The following is an 18,713-nucleotide window of genomic DNA, read 5'->3' on the forward strand; positions in this document are numbered from 1 at the left end:
TTCAGAGTTTCTGGAGCCTCAGTCTCAACGCGTTGCCGATCACGGAGACCGACGAAAGGCTCATGGCGGCTGCGGCAATCATCGGCGAGAGCAGTAGGCCGAAGACCGGGTAGAGCACGCCTGCTGCAACGGGCACGCCAAGCGCATTATAGCCGAAGGCGAAGCCGAGATTTTGGCGGATGTTGCCCATTGTCGCCTCCGCCAGCCGCCGGGCACGCACGATTCCGTTGAGGTCACCCTTCACCAAGGTAATGCCGGCGCTTTCCATCGCAACATCTGCGCCCGTTCCCATGGCGATGCCGACATCTGCAGCTGCAAGCGCCGGAGCGTCATTCACGCCGTCGCCGGCCATTGCAACGACCGCGCCCTTTGCATGCAGTTCGTCGATCAGCGCCTTCTTGCCTTCCGGCAATACGTCGGCGCGCACTTCATCGATCCCGAGGCTTTTTGCGACGGCGCTTGCCGTGCGCTCGTTGTCGCCGGTCGCCATGATGATGCGCAGCCCGCTTTCGTGCAACGCGCCGATCGCCTCGGCCGTTGTCGCCTTGATGCGATCGGCAACCGCAACGAAACCCGCAAGGCTGCCGTCGATGGTGACGAACATCACGGTCTTGCCTTCGTCACGCAAGGCGCGGGTCCTTTCGGCAAGCGGCGCGGGATCGATACCGAGATCACCCATCATCGCGGTGTTGCCGAGCGCCACGGCCGTATTGTCGGCATTGCCTTTTACGCCTTTGCCGGTCACAGCCTCGAAGCCGGTGACCTCAACCAGTTTGACGTTCCGCTCTTCTGCGCCGGCGACGATCGCTTCGGCAAGCGGATGTTCGGAACCGCGCTCCAGGCTCGCCGCCAGCAGCAGCAGCCGTTCCTCGCTTACGGCGTCCATCGGCACGACGTCGGTTAGACGCGGCTTGCCTTCGGTCAATGTGCCCGTCTTGTCGACGATCAACGTATCGACCTTCGAAAAACGCTCCAGTGCTTCAGCATCCTTGATCAGCACGCCCTCCTGCGCGCCACGGCCGGTCGCAATCATGATCGACATCGGCGTCGCAAGGCCAAGCGCGCACGGGCAGGCGATGATGAGCACGGCAACTGCAGCAAGCAGTCCATGCGCCATCGACGGCTCCGGCCCGAAAATGGCCCAGGCGAGGAAGGCAACAATCGCGATTACAACGACGGCAGGTACGAAAATGGCCGAGACCCGGTCAACTGCACCCTGGATCGGCGCACGCGAGCGCTGTGCCTTGGCGACCATATCGACGATACGCGACAAGGTTGTTTCCTCGCCCACCCGCTCGGCCGTCATTACGAACGTGCCGTTGCGGTTGATCGTGCCGCCGGTGACAGCATTGCCTTTTGTCTTTTCAACGGGAAGCGGCTCACCGGTGATCATCGATTCATCGACGGTTGATTGCCCTTCGCTGAGCGACCCATCGACCGGTACGCGCTCGCCCGGCCGTACCCGCAGCCGGTCACCGCTTGCGATCTCGTCCACTTCGATGTCCGTTTCGCTGCCGTCGGCATTAAGGCGGCGCGCCGTCTTTGGCGCAAGGTTGAGCAGTGCCCTGATGGCTGAGCCAGTCCGCTCGCGCGCCTTCAGTTCCAGAACCTGTCCGACGAAGACCAGCGCCACGATGACGGCAGCCGCCTCGAAATAGACAGGCACCGTCTCGTCGTGCCCCCTGAAACCCATGGGAAAGAGGCCGGGCGCAAGCGTCGCGACGACGCTGTAGACATAAGCGGTACCGACGCCGAGGCCGATCAGCGTCCACATGTTCGGGCTGCGGTTGAGGAGTGAGTTCCAGGCCCGGCGGAAGAAGGGCAGGGCCGCCCAGAGCACGACAGGGGTTGCGAGCAAGAGTTCGGTGAAACTCACCAGCGGTTCGCCGATCGCATCGCGCAACGGCAGTCCGATCATCGGACCCATGCTGAGCACGAGCAGCGGAATGGCCAACACGGCGCTGATCCAGAGCCTCCGCGTGAAATCGGCAAGCTCCGGGTTCGGACCCTCTTTGGCTGGTGGAATACCCATCGGTTCCAACGCCATGCCGCATTTCGGGCAGTCGCCAGGATGATCGCTGACGATTTCCGGATGCATGGGGCAGGTATATTGGGTACCCTTGGGCATAGGCTTCGGCGCTTGCGGTTTTTCCTGACGAGAGATTTCTGGGTCGGCCTCGAACTTTGCCTTGCACCTGGCCGAGCAGAAGTAGAGTTTATCGCCGTCGTGCTTCAGGAAATGCTGCGCTGTGGCGCGATCGACGGACATGCCGCAAACCGGATCCTTCGCCGTCAGATAATCGTCCGGACTGGCTTCGAATCTCTTCCGGCAACCGTCGCTGCAGAAATGATAAGTATGGCCCTGGTAATTGAGGCTCGGTTTGCCCGCGTTCGGATCAACTGTCATGCCGCAGACCGGATCGCGTGCCAAAGCGGCGCCGAGATTGTCCAGGCTTTGGTGGCAGGAGCAACTGCTACTTCCGTGATGACGATGATGATCAAGCGTATTCATAGGCTTCTCCTTTGCCCGGACAGGCAGTGGATAGGCTTATGAACCTTCCAGCAACTGGAAGGTCAAGCGATAATTTCATCGTGCTTCGTCGGTTGCGACAGGTTCGATGAGCGCCACAGGCTGGCTGCCAAGGAGCGCCGAAAGTGGCAGCTCGCCTCGCGGATCCAGAATTCGGCCGGTCAGGAGATCGCAGCGGCGACCTTCAAGGAAGGCCGGGACCTGGATTGCCGTATCGTTCCAGAATTCCGGACCGGCGAATAAAACGCCTGGATCGAGCCAGCCGAGCATCGACCGTGGAACGACGGTCATCGCATAGGTTCCGTTCAACTCTCGCGCAAAGGCAACAACATGATCCTTGCGGCTGCCTGACACCTTGAGCGGAACATAGTTGCCTTTCGCAAAAAGCTCCGGCTGCCGCTTTCGAAGATGAAGACCGATCTGGACGATGCGCTGTTTCAGCGCAGGCACCGTCAGACTTGCAATTGGCGTTCCTTCCGAGAGGCTGGAAGACAACGCCGTCATGTCGACAGGCCTGCGGTTATCAGGATCGACGAAGCTCAAATCCAAAAGCTCGGCCCCCTGATAAATATCTGGAACGCCGGGCGCCATCAGCTTAATCAGCGTCTGTGACAGGCTGTTTAGATAGCCGGCCTCGATGAAGGGCCGCATTACCGCTCCGAAATCCTCGTGGAAGACGAGATTGGTCGATGAAAGCAACGCTGTTGCATAAGCTTTCACTGCCGCCTCGTATCCCGCATGCGGCTCATTCCAGCTCGTGCCGAGCTTTGCTTCACGGATCGCCTTTTCTGCAAAGGCCGTGAAGCGCCCGATCAGCGCTTCGGCCTTTCCGTTTAAGAAATCCTCCGGCCATATCCCGGCAAGCGCCTGGTAGAGCATCCATTCGACATTCGGATCCGGCGTCAGTCCGCCCGGCAGTTCGATCAGACGGTCGCGGTTCATCTCGCGCCAGCGTTCCACCGCCTGCGCCCAGACATCGGCTCCTTCACTCAAGGTATAAAGCCTTGCACGCGCGTCCTCGCCGCGCTTGGTATCGTGCGTCGACGTCGTCGAGAGCCCGTGCGGATTAAGTTGCGCGCGCTTAAGCATCAGCGCATGGAAAGCCTCGACGCCGCCCGGCTTGATATCCGGATCGCCGCCGACTTCGTTTACGGCAAGCAATCGGTTGTAGCGATAAAAGTGCGTGTCCTCCATTGCCTTGGCCATGACCGGTCCGCTCAACTGCTGGAAACGGCGACGAAATTCTTTCGCCGCTGCTTCGCGTATCTCACCTTTCAACAGCCTTGCCACAACGTCGATCGCCCGCCGGTCGGCAAGCTTTTCAGCCGCGCTGGAAATGACCCTGCTGAGCACGTCCGCGTCCCGTGCTTCAAGCGGACCCTTGCTGCCATAGATGCGATAGACGGGAAAGGCGATCAGCGATTCGTGGATAGCTGCCGCAATTGCGGCGCGCTCAAGGTCGGGATAAAGTCCATGGACGATCTTCACCAGCCGCGTCGTCTCGCCTTCGAAGTTCCGCTCCACCATCAATTGCTTGGCCGCGCGAAGACCAGCGGCTATATCGGCCATATCCGGGGCAATATTCGCATAGGCAGTACCAAGCTGCTGCAGGCCGTCGCCGTCGACGAAGAGATGGCCGAGTGCCGCAATGAATTCGTAGCCGGTGGTCCCGGCGATCGGCCAGCTTGCGGGCAGTGTCTCGTCATGGCCGAGGATCTTCTCGACGACTATATAGGTCTTGGATCCTGTCTCAGTGCGGAGCCTTTGCAGATATTGCTTCGGATCGGCCAAGCCATCGATATGGTCGAGCCGCAAACCCACTACCTGCCCGGACCGAACGAGTTCGAGAATGAGGCGATGGCTGTCTTCGAAAACCTGCTCGTCCTCAACGCGCAGGCCGACGAGACCCGCTACTTCGAAGAACCGCCGGTAGCTCAGATGTCTGGCCGCCTCTTTCCAATATGTCAGCCGCCAATGCTGGGCCTGGTGTAGGCTGACGATCAGCTCTTGGTCTATTGCGAGGTCGACCAGCGCCGGCTCATCTGCGCTTGCTGGAACAAGATTGATGCTGTCGGGATTTAAGGGCAAAAGCGTATCGCAGTAGCCAAGTGTCAGTTCGCCGCTTTCCGGATCGCGCTTAAGCCGCAACTCGCCATCCGACAGTGCATCTTTGAACGGCTTGCCGAGGATCGGCAGGGTGAGCCGTTCGCTCCAGTCGATATCGAAATGACGCGCATAGGGGCTTTCCCGGCCGAGCTTCAACACGCTTCGCCACCAGGGATTTTCCGTCGAGGCGGCCATATGGTTCGGCACAATGTCGAGGATGAGGCCGAGCCCGGCGTCTTTCAAAGCATCGCTCAAGCGGTCAAAGCCCTCACGTCCGCCGATTGCTGGCTCGATTTCATTGACATCCGTTACGTCATAACCATGCGTCGAACCTCTCGTCGCGGTAAAGATCGGCGAAGCGTAAAGATGGCTGATCCCAAGGGCTTTGAGATAGGGCACACATTCGATGGCCCGGTCGAATGTCATGCCGTTGCGGAATTGAACGCGGTATGTCGATGTCGGAAGCATCATTTTCGCCTGCCGTTCCGGAGGAGACGGCCCGGAACGGTGACAACGGGCCCTTTGTTCCCCCCAATTCCAAGGTTTAGTCGATGAAGACACCGACGCTTGCCGCACGGCCCATCGCATCGATCACCGTCAGTTTCGAGTAACCGCCACCATCCGGCATCCATTGGTTGGTGCGGCGGCGAGAAAGATCGGGCAGCGGCTTGCCGTTTGCAAGCCAGCGGAACGGCGCTCGGCCGCCCTGCAGTTTCAACATCAAGGGTGACAGATCACCGCTTCTTGCGCCGAGGTCGACATGCGCGCCCTCCGGTGGATAGACGATCTGCGGTGCCTGTTCGCGACTGGAGTTGGAAAGCAATCCGCTGGCATTTATCGAAAAACGCCGCTGGCTCACCGGCAGATCCGCCTGGGCGATGCGCACTGCGCCAGAGGGCGGGCGCGGCAAAGGTGTGGTTGCGATGCTCGACCTTGCAAAGGCCTCAAACAGGATAGGGGCTGCCGTGCCGTAACCGGTCGAACCCGGCACCGCGCCATTGTCCGGCCTTCCGACCCAGACACCGAGCACATACCGCCCATCGTAGCCGACCGACCATGCGTCGCGATAGCCGTAGCTGGTCCCCGTCTTGTAGGCGATGCCGCGCTGGGGGGCGCCTGCCGGTGGGATGACGCTGGAAAGAATATCCGAAACATTCCAAACGGCGACCGGCTCCAGCAATGGCTCGCCGTCTATCTTGCCGGGCTTTGCAGTTACGCCGTCGCCGATGCGAACCGGCTCGCCTTTGTTGGCAAGCGCCGTATAAAGCTGCACGAGGTCTTTCAACGTGATGCCTACGCCGCCGAGCCCGATCGCCAGACCCGGCGCTTCGTTCGGCGGCAGGATGGGGCGAACGCCGGCGCGGCGGAAGCGCATCAAAAGCCGCGCCGGATTGACGGCGTCAAGCAGCCTGACGGCCGGCACATTCAACGAAAGCTGCAATGCCTCGCGGACCGTTACGTCGCCTTGATAGCTCATGTCGAAATTGCGCGGCCGGTAACCGAAGAAATCTGCCGGCCGGTCCTCAATGATCGTTTCCTGGCTGACCAGTCCCTGCTCGAAGGCAAGACCATAGATGAAGGGTTTCAGTGTCGAACCGGGTGAGCGGTTGACACGCGTCATGTCGATCCAGCCGGAACGGCTCGCATCGAAATAGTCCGCCGAGCCCACTTCGCCGACGATTTCGCCGGTGCGCGCATCGGCCATCACCATTGCGAGAGAAAGCTTCGGACGAAGTTTCATCGCGGCACTTTTCGCCGTTGCTTCGAGCCCTGCCTGTATCTGCTTCTTCAGCGTCGTGCGATGCTCGCGCTCGTTCGGCTTGCTGCGAAGCGCTGCTTCGGCAAGATGCGCGGCAAGGGCTGGCAACTGCATGCGCGTTGCCGGCACGAGTGTCGCCTCGGCGCGCTCGGCCTCTCCCTCGCCGATGGCTTCGACCACGGCGGCGCGCTTCAGAACGCGCTTTCGTGCCGCTTCCGCTGCCGCCAGATTCCTGTCGGGGCGTCGTCGTTCAGGAAGCTGGGGGAGGGCAACGAGGAGGGCAGCCTGCGCCACCGTCAGCCGCTTTGGCTCCTTGCCGAAATAGGCAAGGCTTGCGGCGCGCACGCCTTCCAGATTGCCGCCATAGGGCGCATGCGTCAGATAAAGATCGAGGATCTCTTCCTTCGAAAGCCGCCGCTCGATCTGGACGGCGCGTATCACCTGCAGGATTTTCGCCGAAAGCGAACGTCCGGCGCGCGGTTCGATCAGTCGCGCCACCTGCATGGAAAGCGTCGAGGCGCCGGAAACGATGCGGCCGTTGGTAACCAGCTGCAGGCCCGCGCGCCCGATCGCCAGCGGATCGATGCCGTGGTGCTCGTAGAAGCGCCGGTCCTCATAGGCGATCAGCATGCGTATGAATTGCGGGTCGACATCCGCGACAGTGGTCTTCAAACGCCAACCGCCTTCCAGCGTCGCAAAGGCGCGCAGCAACTGACCATCTGCATCGAGCACTTCGACCGAAGCCTCACCGGTCTTTTCGAGAGGTGGCGGAAAGACCCTGTCGGCAGCGTCCAGCGCAAAGATAACCGCGCCGGCAAGAATGAAACCGACCGCAGTTGCAATCGTGAGCTTGCGCCAGAGCCGCATTATCGTGCTGCGACAACCTCCATCTTGCCGGTCGCGGTGCGAGCCGAATATTCGGGGCGGTACATATCTTCAACGGTCGCCGCCGGATGGTCGTAAACGCCCGGGGTGACGGCCCGCACGATATAGGCGACGTTGATTTCACGGTTGTCGTCCGAAGTCCGGTTGAAGGCCGCAACGAAGCGATCGTTGCGGAATTCGGTGTGCGCCGTCGTCTGTTCGCCGATCCAGTCGAAATTGGTGAGCTGAGCGCTGTCGACCAGGCTCGGATTATCGATCTGGAGGCCCGCAGGCAGCAGATCGGTCATGACGATACGCGACGGCCAGGCGTTGGTTTCGGTCACCTGCAGCACGACCACATAACGCTCGTTCTGCTGCGCCTCGCTGATATTCACCGGCTCGCCATCAAGCGTGTAATAGGTGCGCTCGATGGCAAAGCCGTTGCCGCCGGCAGGCAGCGGCGTGACGGGTGCTGCGACTGTCGTGACGACCGCCGATACCGGATCGGTCATGGCGCTCGTCAGCGTCAGGGGATTGTTCATCAGCGCCTCGCCGCTCATCTTCGCCATGTAGGCACCGCTATGCAGAGCGCCGTTGACGTCCACCTTCAGCGAATCATCGCCGCTCTGGATCGCGCGCGCGGCAAGCAGCGTCCAGGCCTGTTCCTGGGTGCTCGTCCACTTGCTGCGGTCCCATTCCCTGCCGACGGCCTTTGCCAGTTCCGGAATGACTGGCGGGACAGGGCGACTTTCGGCCGCAAGTGCCAGGATGGCCGCACCGTCGCGCAGGATCGAGCCGTAGTCGGTGCGCGAAAGATTGACGCGATGAATGATGGAATTCTCGGTCATCTGCAAAGCGTCGACGAAGATATTCTTCGAACGCGTCGCATCTCCGTAAAGTGCCAATGACGCAGCGATATGCGCCTTGGCAAGCGGCGTCGGAAAGTCGTTGATCATCGTATCGGCGTAGTAGCGCAGATCGCTGATCGAGGCCTTCCTGTTGCGGGCAAGAACATAGATTGCATAGGCAATTTGATCGCCTTGCGTCTTGACGTTGACGTCGTAGCTCAGCGCGTTCTGCAGGTTCTCGAGCGCTTGGACAAGCGCACGGTCGGGCACGTCGTACTTCTCTTCACGCGCCCTTGTCAGGAAATCCGTGACATAGGAATCGAGCCAGAGGTCGCCCGAATCCGGTCCCCAAAGGCCGAAGCTGCCCGCCGATGCCTGATAGGACAGCACACGATAGATCGCATCCTGGACGCGCTTCTTGACGTCTGCATCGTCTTCGAGCCCGTTTTGTTTTGAAAGCTCGCTGAGATAAAGAAGCGGCAGCGCGCGGCTCGTCGTCTGTTCGGCGCAGCCGAAAGGATAACGGTCGAGTGACATCAGCAGTGCGGGAATGTCGAAGGCGGCCGAACGCGTGACGTTGACGCTGACCGAGGCGCCCGGCAGAACGCTGTTGGCCAGAAGTTCCTTGTCGACCCTCAGTTTCGCCCCCGGTTTTAAGGCGATGACGCGCCTTTCGGTCACGGGCAGTGACGATGGTCGGACCGGTACGTCGACCGTCTGATCAAGCGACAGTCCAGATGCATCCGACAGGTTGATCGAAACAGCGCCGTTGCCGGGCTGCTTGCCGATCACCGACAGCGTGATGTCGGATTTCGCGCCGGCATCCAGATGGATCGTCCGCGAGGCTGCGGCCTCCTCGATGCCGACGGCTTCGTTGCCGGTCAGCTGCAGTTCGAAATCGCCGGCCGGCGCATCGGTATTGGCGATGTCGAGGCGCAGTTCCGCCTTGTCGCCAGGCGCCAGGAATTTCGGCAGGCTGGCGGTGACGACCACCGGATCGCGGATGACGATATCCTTGACGGCGTGGCCGACCCCATCCTTCGACCAGGCAACGGCCATGACACGCGCCGTGCCGTTGAATTGTGGAATGTCGAAGCTGACATTCGCCTTTCCATCGGCGTCAAGCTTCACCGGACCGGAGAAGAAGGCGACGAGCTTTTGCGTCGGCGGGCTGCCTTGCAGCGCCACCGCGCCGCCATCGCCGCCGGTTCTGAGCTTGCCTGTCGCGCCGAGCGAACCGTCAATCAGGCGGCCATAGAGGTCGCGGATTTCAAGACCGAGCTGGCGCTGGCCGAAATACCAGTCCTCGGGATTGGGCGCCTCGTAGCGCGTCAGGTTGAGAATGCCGACATCGACGGCCGCAACCGTGACGTAAGCATCCTCATTGGCTCCAGCACCGGTCACCGCAAGGCTGATGTTCAGCGGTGCGCGCGGCAGCATCTTTTCCGGGACATCGACTACGACCTGCAGCGCGCGCTGCTCGGGATCGACCGTCAGCCATTTGATGCCGATCGAGCGCATCGGCATATGGCTGTCCTGTGCGTCGCCCGGGCGGAAGAGGGTTGCCGTCACATAGGCGCCGGCGCCCCATTCGGCGGTGACTGGGATCTCCACTTCGCCTCCAGTCTCGCCGATCGTCGCATTTTGTACGGCAACGAGGTTTTCCGTTCCGGCCGTTACCATCAACTCGCCGCCATAACGGGAAGAAACCTTGAGCTTCGCCGTCTCGCCGACCATGTAGCTCTCTTTGTCGAGCGCGATCTCAAGGCCGTCCGGCGTTTCGGTCGAGACAGCCTCCACCATCCAGCCAGCGTCGAATTCGACGCTGGATGTCGGGCCGTCGGCGTGCGGGCTTTCGACTTCAAGTCGGTAGCGGCCCCAGCCGACCTGCGACGCTATCTTGCCGCCGTCCAAGCCGGCATCAGTCGTGCCGCTGGCAAGCTGGCGCGCATTGAAAGCGGTTTCGTATTTCCATGCCGTGCCTTCCCGATACCATTGGTATTCGCGCTGAAGGAGTGAAAGCTTCCAGCGCAGCCCCTTCATTTCCTGCTTCTGGCCGTCGGCCGAGACGCCGATGACGTTGAAGCTGGCGATCGAATTCTCGGCTACATCGCCCGAAAATTCAGGCTTGATGCCGATCATCGGTCCCTGGTTTTTGACCGGGATCACCAGCGAGCGCTCCAGCGCCCGGCCGCCCGTTTCTTGCATGCGGATATAGACCGTCGCGTTCAACAACTGCGTGGTTGCTGGAAGATCACCGACCGCAAGATCTGTCGTTGCTTGGCCGTTCTCGTCCAATTGCGGCAGGCCTTCGATCGCCTGGCGGCTTTCCTCGTTCGCCTCCTCGTCAGAAAGACCAAAGACGTAACCCGGAAAGGTTTGGCTTTCGCGCGTCGGCTTGATGACGACATCGCCTTCGAGCGTCAGGCCGGCTGCCGGCGCGCCGTAGAGATATTTGCCGCTGATGAACATCGTTGCCGGCGTATCGGGACCGATTTCCTTGGCTTCTGTCTTCAGCTCCAGGTCGGTGCGATCGGGAACGAAATCGTCGACGAGGAATGTTCTGGTGCCGATTGGCGACCCCTTGGGGTCGGTATGGACGTTCATTGTCCAACTGCCGCGCATGGCATTTTCCTGGATCGGGAGATCGATCAAATAGCCGCCGACGTCGCTGCTTTGGCGGACGATGCGCCGGTCTTCGACGCCATCGGGACGCATGAAGATGAAGGTCAGCGGCAGCTTCTCGATCGCCTTTCCATCCGTATCGCGGGCAAGCGCGGTGGCATGCACGGTTTCGCCCACCCGATAGATCCCGCGCTCGGTCCAGGTCATGACATCGATCGCTCCGGGCGAGGCTCGTCCTGTCACGCCGCGATCGGACAAGTCGAAGCCTGCGCGCGTCAAATCGAGGAAGACGTAGTCGGACGCCCCGTTGCGAGCAGCCAGGACGGCTGGAGTGAGTGCTGCCGTGCCGCGCAGCAGCCCGGCAGTGAAGGTGGCTCGGCCGGTTTCATCGGTCGTCGCGGTATCCAGAACTTCGTTGTTCTTGGCAAGCAGTTGCAGCTCGACACCGGCGATCGGCTTGGCGGAAGAGAGCGAGCGCGTAAAGACGTTGAGTCCGTCGGTTCCGGCGTAGGTAGTAACGCCGATATCGGAAACGACGAACCATTGTGTCGCCTTGGAATCCCACTCGTTTTCCGGCTTGTCGGCAGGCGAGGCGATCAGCACATAGATGCCCGGCTTACGCTCGGGCAGGGCTTCATCAACGGGAAAGCTGGTAACGACATCCTTGTTGAGATCGTTGGCGATCTCGATTGAACCTTCCCACACGAGCTCGCCGCTTTCATCCTGAATGCGCTGCGCGCTATAGCCGTCGAGCTGCGTCAGGAACTGTGAACTGGTGAGAAGCGGCGCAATACCGCGATCGCCAATACGGTAGAGCTTGAGGTTGGCAGTTTCGATATTGACGCTGACGAGCGGAATGCCGCGGCGCGCCGTCGAAGGCAGCACGAAGCTATCGCCGGTAAACCGCACCATTTGACTGCGGTCCTTGACGTAGACATCGAGGCTGACGGGTGCGTCCAGGACCTCGTCGACGGACGAAGGAAGACCGGTGCGGAAGCCAATCTTGTAGGTTTCGCCGTGACCCAGGCCCTCGACGCAGATCTGCTTGTCCTTGGCTTCCAGCGCATTGGGGGGTTGTCCGTTCAGCGTCACGAACGGTGCATAGTCGACCGTCTTGACGAGGGATTCGGAGAACGTCACGCAGGCACGCGGCGTTGCGCTGTCGGCATCGACATTGTGTTCGGTGATGCGGAAGCCCTGTTCCGACTTGAGCTTGAGATAGGCCCCCTGGACTTCCCTGGAGCTTGCCAGCGCAAGGCTTGCCTTATAGGCGTTGAGGGCCGCGCGGAAATTCGAATTCTTGGCGAGCGAGGTCGCAAGCACGGCAAGAGCATCGGCCCGCTTTGAGGCTGTGCGCGTCAGTTCGTAACCGTTCAACCCATCGAGAAGTGCCTGGCCGAAGGCCTGGCTGCCAGTGCCGCCGAGCGAATTTGCGGCGCGAGCCGTCTCCAGCCAGAGATCGGCATCGTCGGGTGTCAGCGCCAGCGCGCGATGAAAAGCGTCGATCGCGCTTGCGAGGTTGTTGGCGGTAAGATCAAGGCGCGCCGTTGCTGTCAGGCTGTCGACGGTCTGGCCCGGCTGAGCGTCGGCGAGTGCCAGATTGGCCTTGAAGTCGCGCGCTTGTTGGATGATGTCTTCCGAGAGAAAGCTGAGGCGAGGGGGTGCACCGATATCGGGCTCGCGCGGTCCGGCCGCTGTTTCGACGATCCGACCGGCAATTGCGCCTGGAAAAGCGTTCATCGTCTTGAAGTCGGACTTCAGGAAGCACCATTTCACCTTCGGGTTATAGGTGAAAGCCTTACAGCTCTTGTCGCCAATGCACGAGGTCTTGCATTGTTCGAGGGAAACGTTCTGCTCCGTCCGCAGATCAAAGCCGAAGAAGTCGGCGTCCTTGATCGTCTGGATATCGCGCTTGGTCTCCGCAGCTGTCGCGGGAAGGCTGACCGCGATGGCAAAAAATGCAATGGCGGCGGATGCGAAAAACGAGCGTACAGACATAGGTTCCCCCCGGTCGCTGGCGCTGGATTGGGGCACTCTCCTGCGGCCGAAAAGACTTGTCAATACAACTTCAAATTTAGAGCTGCTTTTTATCAAAGGCTTACGTCGATCTTAATGTTTCATTAGGATTAACAATGACTTAAATAAAAAATAATGCGTATCGGCCCGGAACATATCCCGCCCTTGCCCGTTATCCGCTCAAGTTCCGCCGGCCAAGGCCGACTGGTGCGAAGTTTTTCGCGTGCCCGGGCCGGCAAGGGCGCGTCTGGCCACGAATGTTTTGCGTAAGCTGGCTACAGGATAACCTCATGAACCAGAGAGTATTGATCGTAGAGGACGAGTTCTTGATCGCCCTCGACCTTGAAGCAACCGTTCAAGCCATGGGCATGGAAGTGACGGGGCTTGCCGCAAACAAGGAACAGGCGTTGCGTTTTGCGCCGACGGCGGACGTCGCCTTTGTCGACGTCAACCTGTCGGATGGTGCGACTGGGCCGGAAATCGGCCGCCGGTTGGCGGAAGACCACGGCATTGCCGTTGTCTTTATGACAGGCAACCCGGAGATGGTGGCAGGAGGCGTCAAGGGGACGCTCGGCGTCGTCAAAAAGCCGGTCAAGCCGTCCGTCGTCGAACAGTCGCTGAAGTATGCCGTCGCACGCCGCACTGGCGCGCTCGCTGCCGTTCCATCGCAGATGCTGGTCTTTGCCTGACACTCAGCCGCTGACGGCCGCAAGATCTCGGCGCTTGGCGGACGTCGCCGTGCCATAGGCGCGAAGGAACGTCCTGACCGCATTGCGGGCGGCACTTTCGAGTTGCTCATCACTCGGCGTTTGCCCGAACAGCATCATGATCTGCAGATCCGCATTCCCGAGAGCGAGGAATTGTCGCGCCGCCACATCGAAGTCCTCGATCTTCAGCGCACCACTGGCGCTCAACCGCGCAAACAGAGCACCGAGCGCGGAAATGATCCGGCCTGGGCCCTGCTGGCGCCAGGTCTCGAAAAGATGCGGATAGCGCTCACCTTCGTTCTGGACGAGACGACGCAGGAACTTTCCGTCCTGGTTGCAGATGCAGTTCTTGTTGATCCGGATCGCAAAGGCGACAAGGTCTTCTTCCAAATTGTCGGCATTGACCGGAAATGTTGCCAGCATCGAAAAAATCATCGAATTGGCGCGCTTCAGCACGTCGTCTACGACGGCGACGAACAAAGTCTCTTTCTCGCAATAGTGATTATAGATCGTTTGGCGCGAGACATTGGCCTCAACCGCAATCTCGTCGATGCTTGCCCCTGCAAAGCCCTGGCGGCAGAATACATCCGCGGCTGCTTCCAGTATGGAAGCTCGCTTCTTGAACTGGCCGCGCTGGGTCGGCCCATCCACTCTCTTTTCGGGTGGCGCGAGATTTTTCATCGCTCTAAGGATAATGCGTCTTGACGTTTTAGACAACACTGTCTAATTTTACACGCGTGTCCAAAATACTTGACACGTCGGTTCGCATTCGCTGACGCTTCTCCCAAGCGCGTCGCAGCTTGCAGCCGCCCCTCATTTGAACCCTTCGAGAGCAACGCGGCGGAGAGACCCAGTCCGCTTCCTTCGCTGCGCATTTTATGAAAGATCATCAAAATGACCGCTTCATTCTTTCGCATTGCGCTCATCCTTGGGCTTTTGTCAGCCATAGGTCCCTTTGCCATCGACATGTACCTTCCGGCGCTGCCTTCGATCGGCGCCGATCTGGGCTCGGATAACAACATCACCCAGTTGAGCCTTCTGTCGTTCTTCATTTCCTTTGCGCTGGCCCAGCTGCTTTACGGTCCGCTGTCGGACATGTGGGGTCGCAAGCTGCCACTTTACCTGGGCATCGGCATCTTCACCGTTGCCAGCATCGGCTGCGCGCTGGCGCAAGACATAGAAACGCTGATCGCCTTCCGCTTTATCCAGGGCATCGGCGGTGCGGCCGGCATGGTCATACCCCGCGCTGTTGTTCGTGACATGCACACCGGCGTTCAGGCAGCCCGTCTAATGTCGCTTCTCATGCTCGTCTTTTCAATTTCCCCCATTCTTGCTCCGCTGGCCGGCAGTGCGGTCATCGAGTTCTACGGCTGGCGCGGTGTCTTCTGGGCGGTGACGATCGCGGCCTTCATCGGGCTCGTGCTGCTTGCCACACAGCTTGACGAGACTCGTCCGACGAAGGATCGCAAGGGCAGTAGCCTCGGCAGCGCGATGTCTGCCTATGGCTTCCTTTTGCGCGACAGGAACTTCTTGACGCTCACCTTCATTGGCGGTCTTGGGATCTCGAGCTTCCTCGTCTATCTCGCCAACTCTCCATTCGTGCTCATCCAGCACTACGGCCTGACGCCGACGCAGTACAGCTTCGCCTTCTCCGTCAACGCCGTGTCCTTCTTCGCCGTTTCGCAGGCGACCGGCTGGCTCGGCGAGCGCTTCGGCCTCGTTCGCGTCATGCGCTCAGCCGTCACCTTCTATTGCCTCGTCATGGTCGTGATGGCCGTCGTAATGGCGGCGGGCATCAACCAGCTTCCGGTGATGGCCGTCTTCCTTTTCATCGGATATGGCTTTCTCGGACTTGTCATTCCAACGAGCGCGGTTCTTGCTCTGGAGGATCACGGTCAGATCGCAGGTACGGCCTCGTCATTGATGGGGACGTTGCACTTCGTCATTGCCGCTGTCGCAATGGTGGTGTCCAGCCTGTTTGCCGATGGTACGGCCGTTCCGATGGCAGCAGGCATTGCGACCTGCGCGCTGCTTGCCTTCGTCCTGACCCAGGCAACGCTTGGCCGCCGCGCCGCCGCAGCACCGGCTGAATGACGATTGCGGCCGCGTTTCCAAATGACGCGGCCCATTTCATGGATTGAGGAAAAAGGCGTCGCTTTCGCCTGGGACCAGTTCCAGCGGCCAGATCGTGTTGCGCGCGCCCTTCGGATAAAATTTCGCAAAAGCGGGCATGGTCGCAAGCAGCGTTTCGGCCAGTTCGACGCCGAGATCGCGCAACGACATGCGGAAGCAGGTGAGGGCAGGTTGCAGGAATTTGGCGCGTGGCTCCTCACGGAAGCCGATCACTGCCAGATCGCGCCCTGGTACGACGCCTGCCTCGACCAAGCGTCTGTAAAGACCAATCGCCATCAACTCGTAGATCAGGATGATCGCTGTCGGCTTGTTGTCCAAGAGCAGCAATTCGTGTCCGGCCTGGTAGCCACCTTGTTCGCTCGATTTGACGCGGATGACGAGCTTGGGATCATACGGGATGCCGTGGCGCTCAAGCGACTGCTGGTATGCATCGACGAAGACATAGCCGAGATTGATATCGCTCGAAGGTGCTGCGATCGCGATCCTACGATGCCCCTTGGCCACCAGGCGGTCGACCGCCGATGCCGCCACGCCCTCGAAATCAAGATCGATCCAGGTGTAGTTGCCGCCCGATGAGCTTCGTCCGAGCGCGACGAAAGGAATCTTGGCTTTCACCAGAAGATCGATGCGCCTGTCGATCCGCTGCGTCGCTGAAATAATCATCGCGTCGACGACGCGCCGCGCCACCATGCGCTTCAGATATTCATAGGGATCCTCGTCGCTGGGGCAGGGCAGCATCACGAGGTCGAGCTTGTGCCGCGCAAGTACGCTTTGAAGACCGCCGGTGAGGCCGAGAAAAAAGTTGTCGCTATTTTCGACGGTTTCCTTGCTGGATTCGATCATCAATCCGATAACGTTGGTCGTGCCCTGCCTCAGGCTGCGGCCGGACTGATTTGCCACATAGCCGAGCTCTTCGGCAGCCGCCAGCACGCGCTTGCGCGTTTCCTCGTTGACGTCCGGTTTGTCGTTTAGCGCGCGGGAAACCGTCCCGATCGAAATGTCGAGATGCTTGGCAAGCTGTCGGATCCCCTTCATCGGCTGCGTTCTTCCTCCCCGATAAAAACGCGTGATCTGCTCTTATTGCCACAGGAATGCGTTTCCGCAAAGCGGCCGCGGTCCCGCTCCTGGGCGGCAGCGGTGTGCGGGATAGACGTCAGATCCGGCGCGAGACGAAGATGCCGCATCGTTTTCGCGGCTGCCAGCCGACGTCCATGGTATGTCCTCATCGCGATTTCGGCAGGCAAACACCAGCCCCGGCGGCCTGGCCGCCAGGGCTGGAAGTCATCTTGTGTTGGGCCAGATGCTCCGAAATCTCGCCGCCCCGTATGCGTCCTCGGCCTCCGGAAGGCCGATATCGCGGCGCATACGATCTGACAGTTGGGAGACCTGGTCCACCGTTTGGTGATGCCTCCAGGCGGCCAGAACCAGCGCGCGCGCTGTCCTCCAGACGCCAAATTTCTGGTAAAGTTCATCGACGGTCGCCGAAAGGGTTTCAGCAACTATTACTTGTGCTTCGCGCATGATTTTTTCGTCCCGGCGCGCTCAAGCAGCCAGGTCCTCTCGAAAGTTAAAAAGACACACGGAGGCGAACGTGGAACACACGCAGTCGTTCGGCGGTCCGGCTCACGTCAGGTCAGGTTGGGGAATGCCAAAATGGCAGTAATCCGCGGTTTATACGGCCTCGGAGGAGTGTCGGCCCGGATTGGATGCGCAACGCATCGACGTCTTGCGAGCCATCCCGCCAGCGGGGCGTATAAACACGAGAATGGGATTCATTTCACGCCTCCTCTGATTAAATTTGCGAGATGGACATATATTTGCATAACGGCGGATGATCAGCAATATTAAATCTGGAATTGTAGCTATCACTTGAGAAGTTTGTTGCATAACGGCAACACGCCATCGTGCGACACCTCTGTCGGCGGCATCGAGAGTGACCTTCGGCGAATGGCGGGTGCCACGCATCGAGCACTGGGGTCAGGGGGTGAAGCTGTCGCGGACGATAAGTTCCGGAATGACCCTCTCGTAAGCAGGTGGCAGGTCCGGGCTGGCAAGCCGACGCTCGACGAGGTCGACGGCACGCTGTGCCATGACGACCGGATCCTGGCGGAAAGTCGTAAGCCGGTAGCTGAGCCAGGCCGCCGCCGGCACATCATCAAAGCCGATCACGGCGACGTCATCCGGTATCCGCAAGCCGAGCGTCTTTCGGACATGATCCATCAATCCGAAGGCAATCAAATCGTTGGCGCAATAAACCGCATCGGGTCTTTCGGCCCGGGAGAAGAGTTGACGCGCGGCATCGATGCCGCTGTCATAGTCGGAATCTATGCCGCGTCCGACCGAGACCGAAGCGCCGAACTCCTCGGCTGCCGCCAGGAAGGCATCCTCGCGCTCTGCAATGCTGGACGTTGCCGAATGCGACGCTGCAACGGCAAGCCGACGGTATCCCTTGTCAAAGAAGGCCGCCGCTGCCTTGCGGGACGCTTCGGCGTTTCCGGCACTCACATGATCCGCATCCGGTTCGGTGCGGCCGATGACCACCAGCGGCTGGCCGTTGCGATGCGCGATATCTAAGAAGCTCGCGGGTGGGGATCCGGAAAGAATGATCGTTGCTTCGGCGCGGTGGCCGATCAACATCTTCTGCGCTGCAAGCAGTTCATCCTCGGTCTGGCCGGTGTTGATCAGGATCGGGATACTGCCCCGCTTTATCAGCGCCTTTGCAAGTGCTGCGGCCAGATGGGCGCGAAAGCCGACTTCCGGCCGCGTCGCAACGATGCCGACCAGGCGGCTTTGATTTGCAAGGACGCCGCGTGCCAGATCGTTGACATGATAGCCAAGCTCCTCGGCGGCCTTGTGCACCCGCTCGCGGGTGGCGGGCGCAACGCTTGCGCCTGGAGTGAACGTCCTTGAAACAGCGGAGCGTGATACGCCCGCAAGCTCTGCGACTTGATCTGCGCTGACAAATCGCATGCGCTCCTTGCGCTTGGTCTTGTTTCCGTCGTTCGTCGGGCCGGCTTTCATTGGCATTTCCTTTGTCCACCCGCGAAAGTACGTCTGCCGCCAGGAACCGCTTGATCATTAGCATAAGCATGCGCCGGTGCATCACTGCAATCTGAGGTGCACTG

Annotated in this window: 10 protein-coding genes; 2 read left to right on the plus strand and 8 right to left on the minus strand. The window is 60.3% G+C overall.

What is annotated here, in order from left to right; translation table 11 throughout:
* Position 1: 1 nt before the first annotated feature.
* The 4 genes from BLP23_RS26210 to BLP23_RS26225 form a co-directional block, all read right to left on the minus strand.
* Positions 2 to 2,512, minus strand: a complete 2,511-nt coding sequence (locus BLP23_RS26210; protein WP_092587670.1) for a heavy metal translocating P-type ATPase — start codon at positions 2,510 to 2,512, stop codon at positions 2 to 4.
* Between the two features lie 75 nt (positions 2,513 to 2,587).
* Positions 2,588 to 5,107 (minus strand): malto-oligosyltrehalose synthase, encoded by a 2,520-nt coding sequence (treY, locus tag BLP23_RS26215; protein ID WP_092587671.1) that lies wholly within the window; start codon positions 5,105 to 5,107, stop codon positions 2,588 to 2,590.
* 73 nt (positions 5,108 to 5,180) lie between these two features.
* A complete protein-coding gene (gene pbpC / locus BLP23_RS26220; RefSeq protein ID WP_092587672.1) occupies positions 5,181 to 7,262 on the minus strand; it encodes a penicillin-binding protein 1C in 2,082 nt (693 codons plus the stop codon).
* Positions 7,262 to 12,730, minus strand: a complete 5,469-nt coding sequence (locus BLP23_RS26225) for an alpha-2-macroglobulin family protein (protein WP_092587673.1) — start codon at positions 12,728 to 12,730, stop codon at positions 7,262 to 7,264. The genes pbpC and BLP23_RS26225 overlap by 1 nt, the downstream gene beginning before the upstream one ends.
* Positions 12,731 to 13,038: 308 nt before the next feature.
* On the opposite strand from BLP23_RS26225, the gene BLP23_RS26230 reads away from it, so the two are divergent.
* Positions 13,039 to 13,437 (plus strand): response regulator, encoded by a 399-nt coding sequence (locus BLP23_RS26230; protein ID WP_022717682.1) that lies wholly within the window; start codon positions 13,039 to 13,041, stop codon positions 13,435 to 13,437.
* A 3-nt stretch (positions 13,438 to 13,440) separates the two neighbouring features.
* Here the strand turns inward: BLP23_RS26230 and BLP23_RS26235 are convergent, their stop codons facing one another.
* Positions 13,441 to 14,172: a TetR/AcrR family transcriptional regulator gene (locus BLP23_RS26235; protein WP_092587674.1), complete on the minus strand. Its 732-nt coding sequence runs from the start codon at positions 14,170 to 14,172 to the stop codon at positions 13,441 to 13,443.
* A 177-nt stretch (positions 14,173 to 14,349) separates the two neighbouring features.
* Here BLP23_RS26235 and BLP23_RS26240 point away from each other — a divergent pair, with 177 nt between their 5' ends.
* On the plus strand, positions 14,350 to 15,549 hold the full coding sequence (locus BLP23_RS26240; protein WP_092587675.1) for a multidrug effflux MFS transporter: 1,200 nt from the start codon (positions 14,350 to 14,352) through the stop codon (positions 15,547 to 15,549).
* 36 nt (positions 15,550 to 15,585) lie between these two features.
* On the opposite strand, the gene BLP23_RS26245 is transcribed toward BLP23_RS26240, so the two are convergent.
* The 3 genes from BLP23_RS26245 to BLP23_RS26255 form a co-directional block, all read right to left on the minus strand.
* Positions 15,586 to 16,623 carry a substrate-binding domain-containing protein gene (locus BLP23_RS26245; protein WP_022717685.1) on the minus strand — a complete coding sequence of 346 codons (1,038 nt, stop codon included), beginning with the start codon at positions 16,621 to 16,623 and terminating at the stop codon, positions 15,586 to 15,588.
* A 246-nt stretch (positions 16,624 to 16,869) separates the two neighbouring features.
* Complete coding sequence (locus BLP23_RS26250) at positions 16,870 to 17,109, minus strand: YjiS-like domain-containing protein (RefSeq protein WP_092587676.1); 240 nt, start codon at positions 17,107 to 17,109, stop codon at positions 16,870 to 16,872.
* Positions 17,110 to 17,565: 456 nt separating this feature from the next.
* Positions 17,566 to 18,609, minus strand: a complete 1,044-nt coding sequence (locus BLP23_RS26255; protein WP_092587677.1) for a LacI family DNA-binding transcriptional regulator — start codon at positions 18,607 to 18,609, stop codon at positions 17,566 to 17,568.
* Positions 18,610 to 18,713: the final 104 nt, after the last annotated feature.

Origin of the sequence: Rhizobium mongolense subsp. loessense, assembly GCF_900099775.1 — a bacterium.
In the GTDB taxonomy this organism is placed as follows: Bacteria; Pseudomonadota; Alphaproteobacteria; order Rhizobiales; family Rhizobiaceae; genus Rhizobium; species Rhizobium loessense.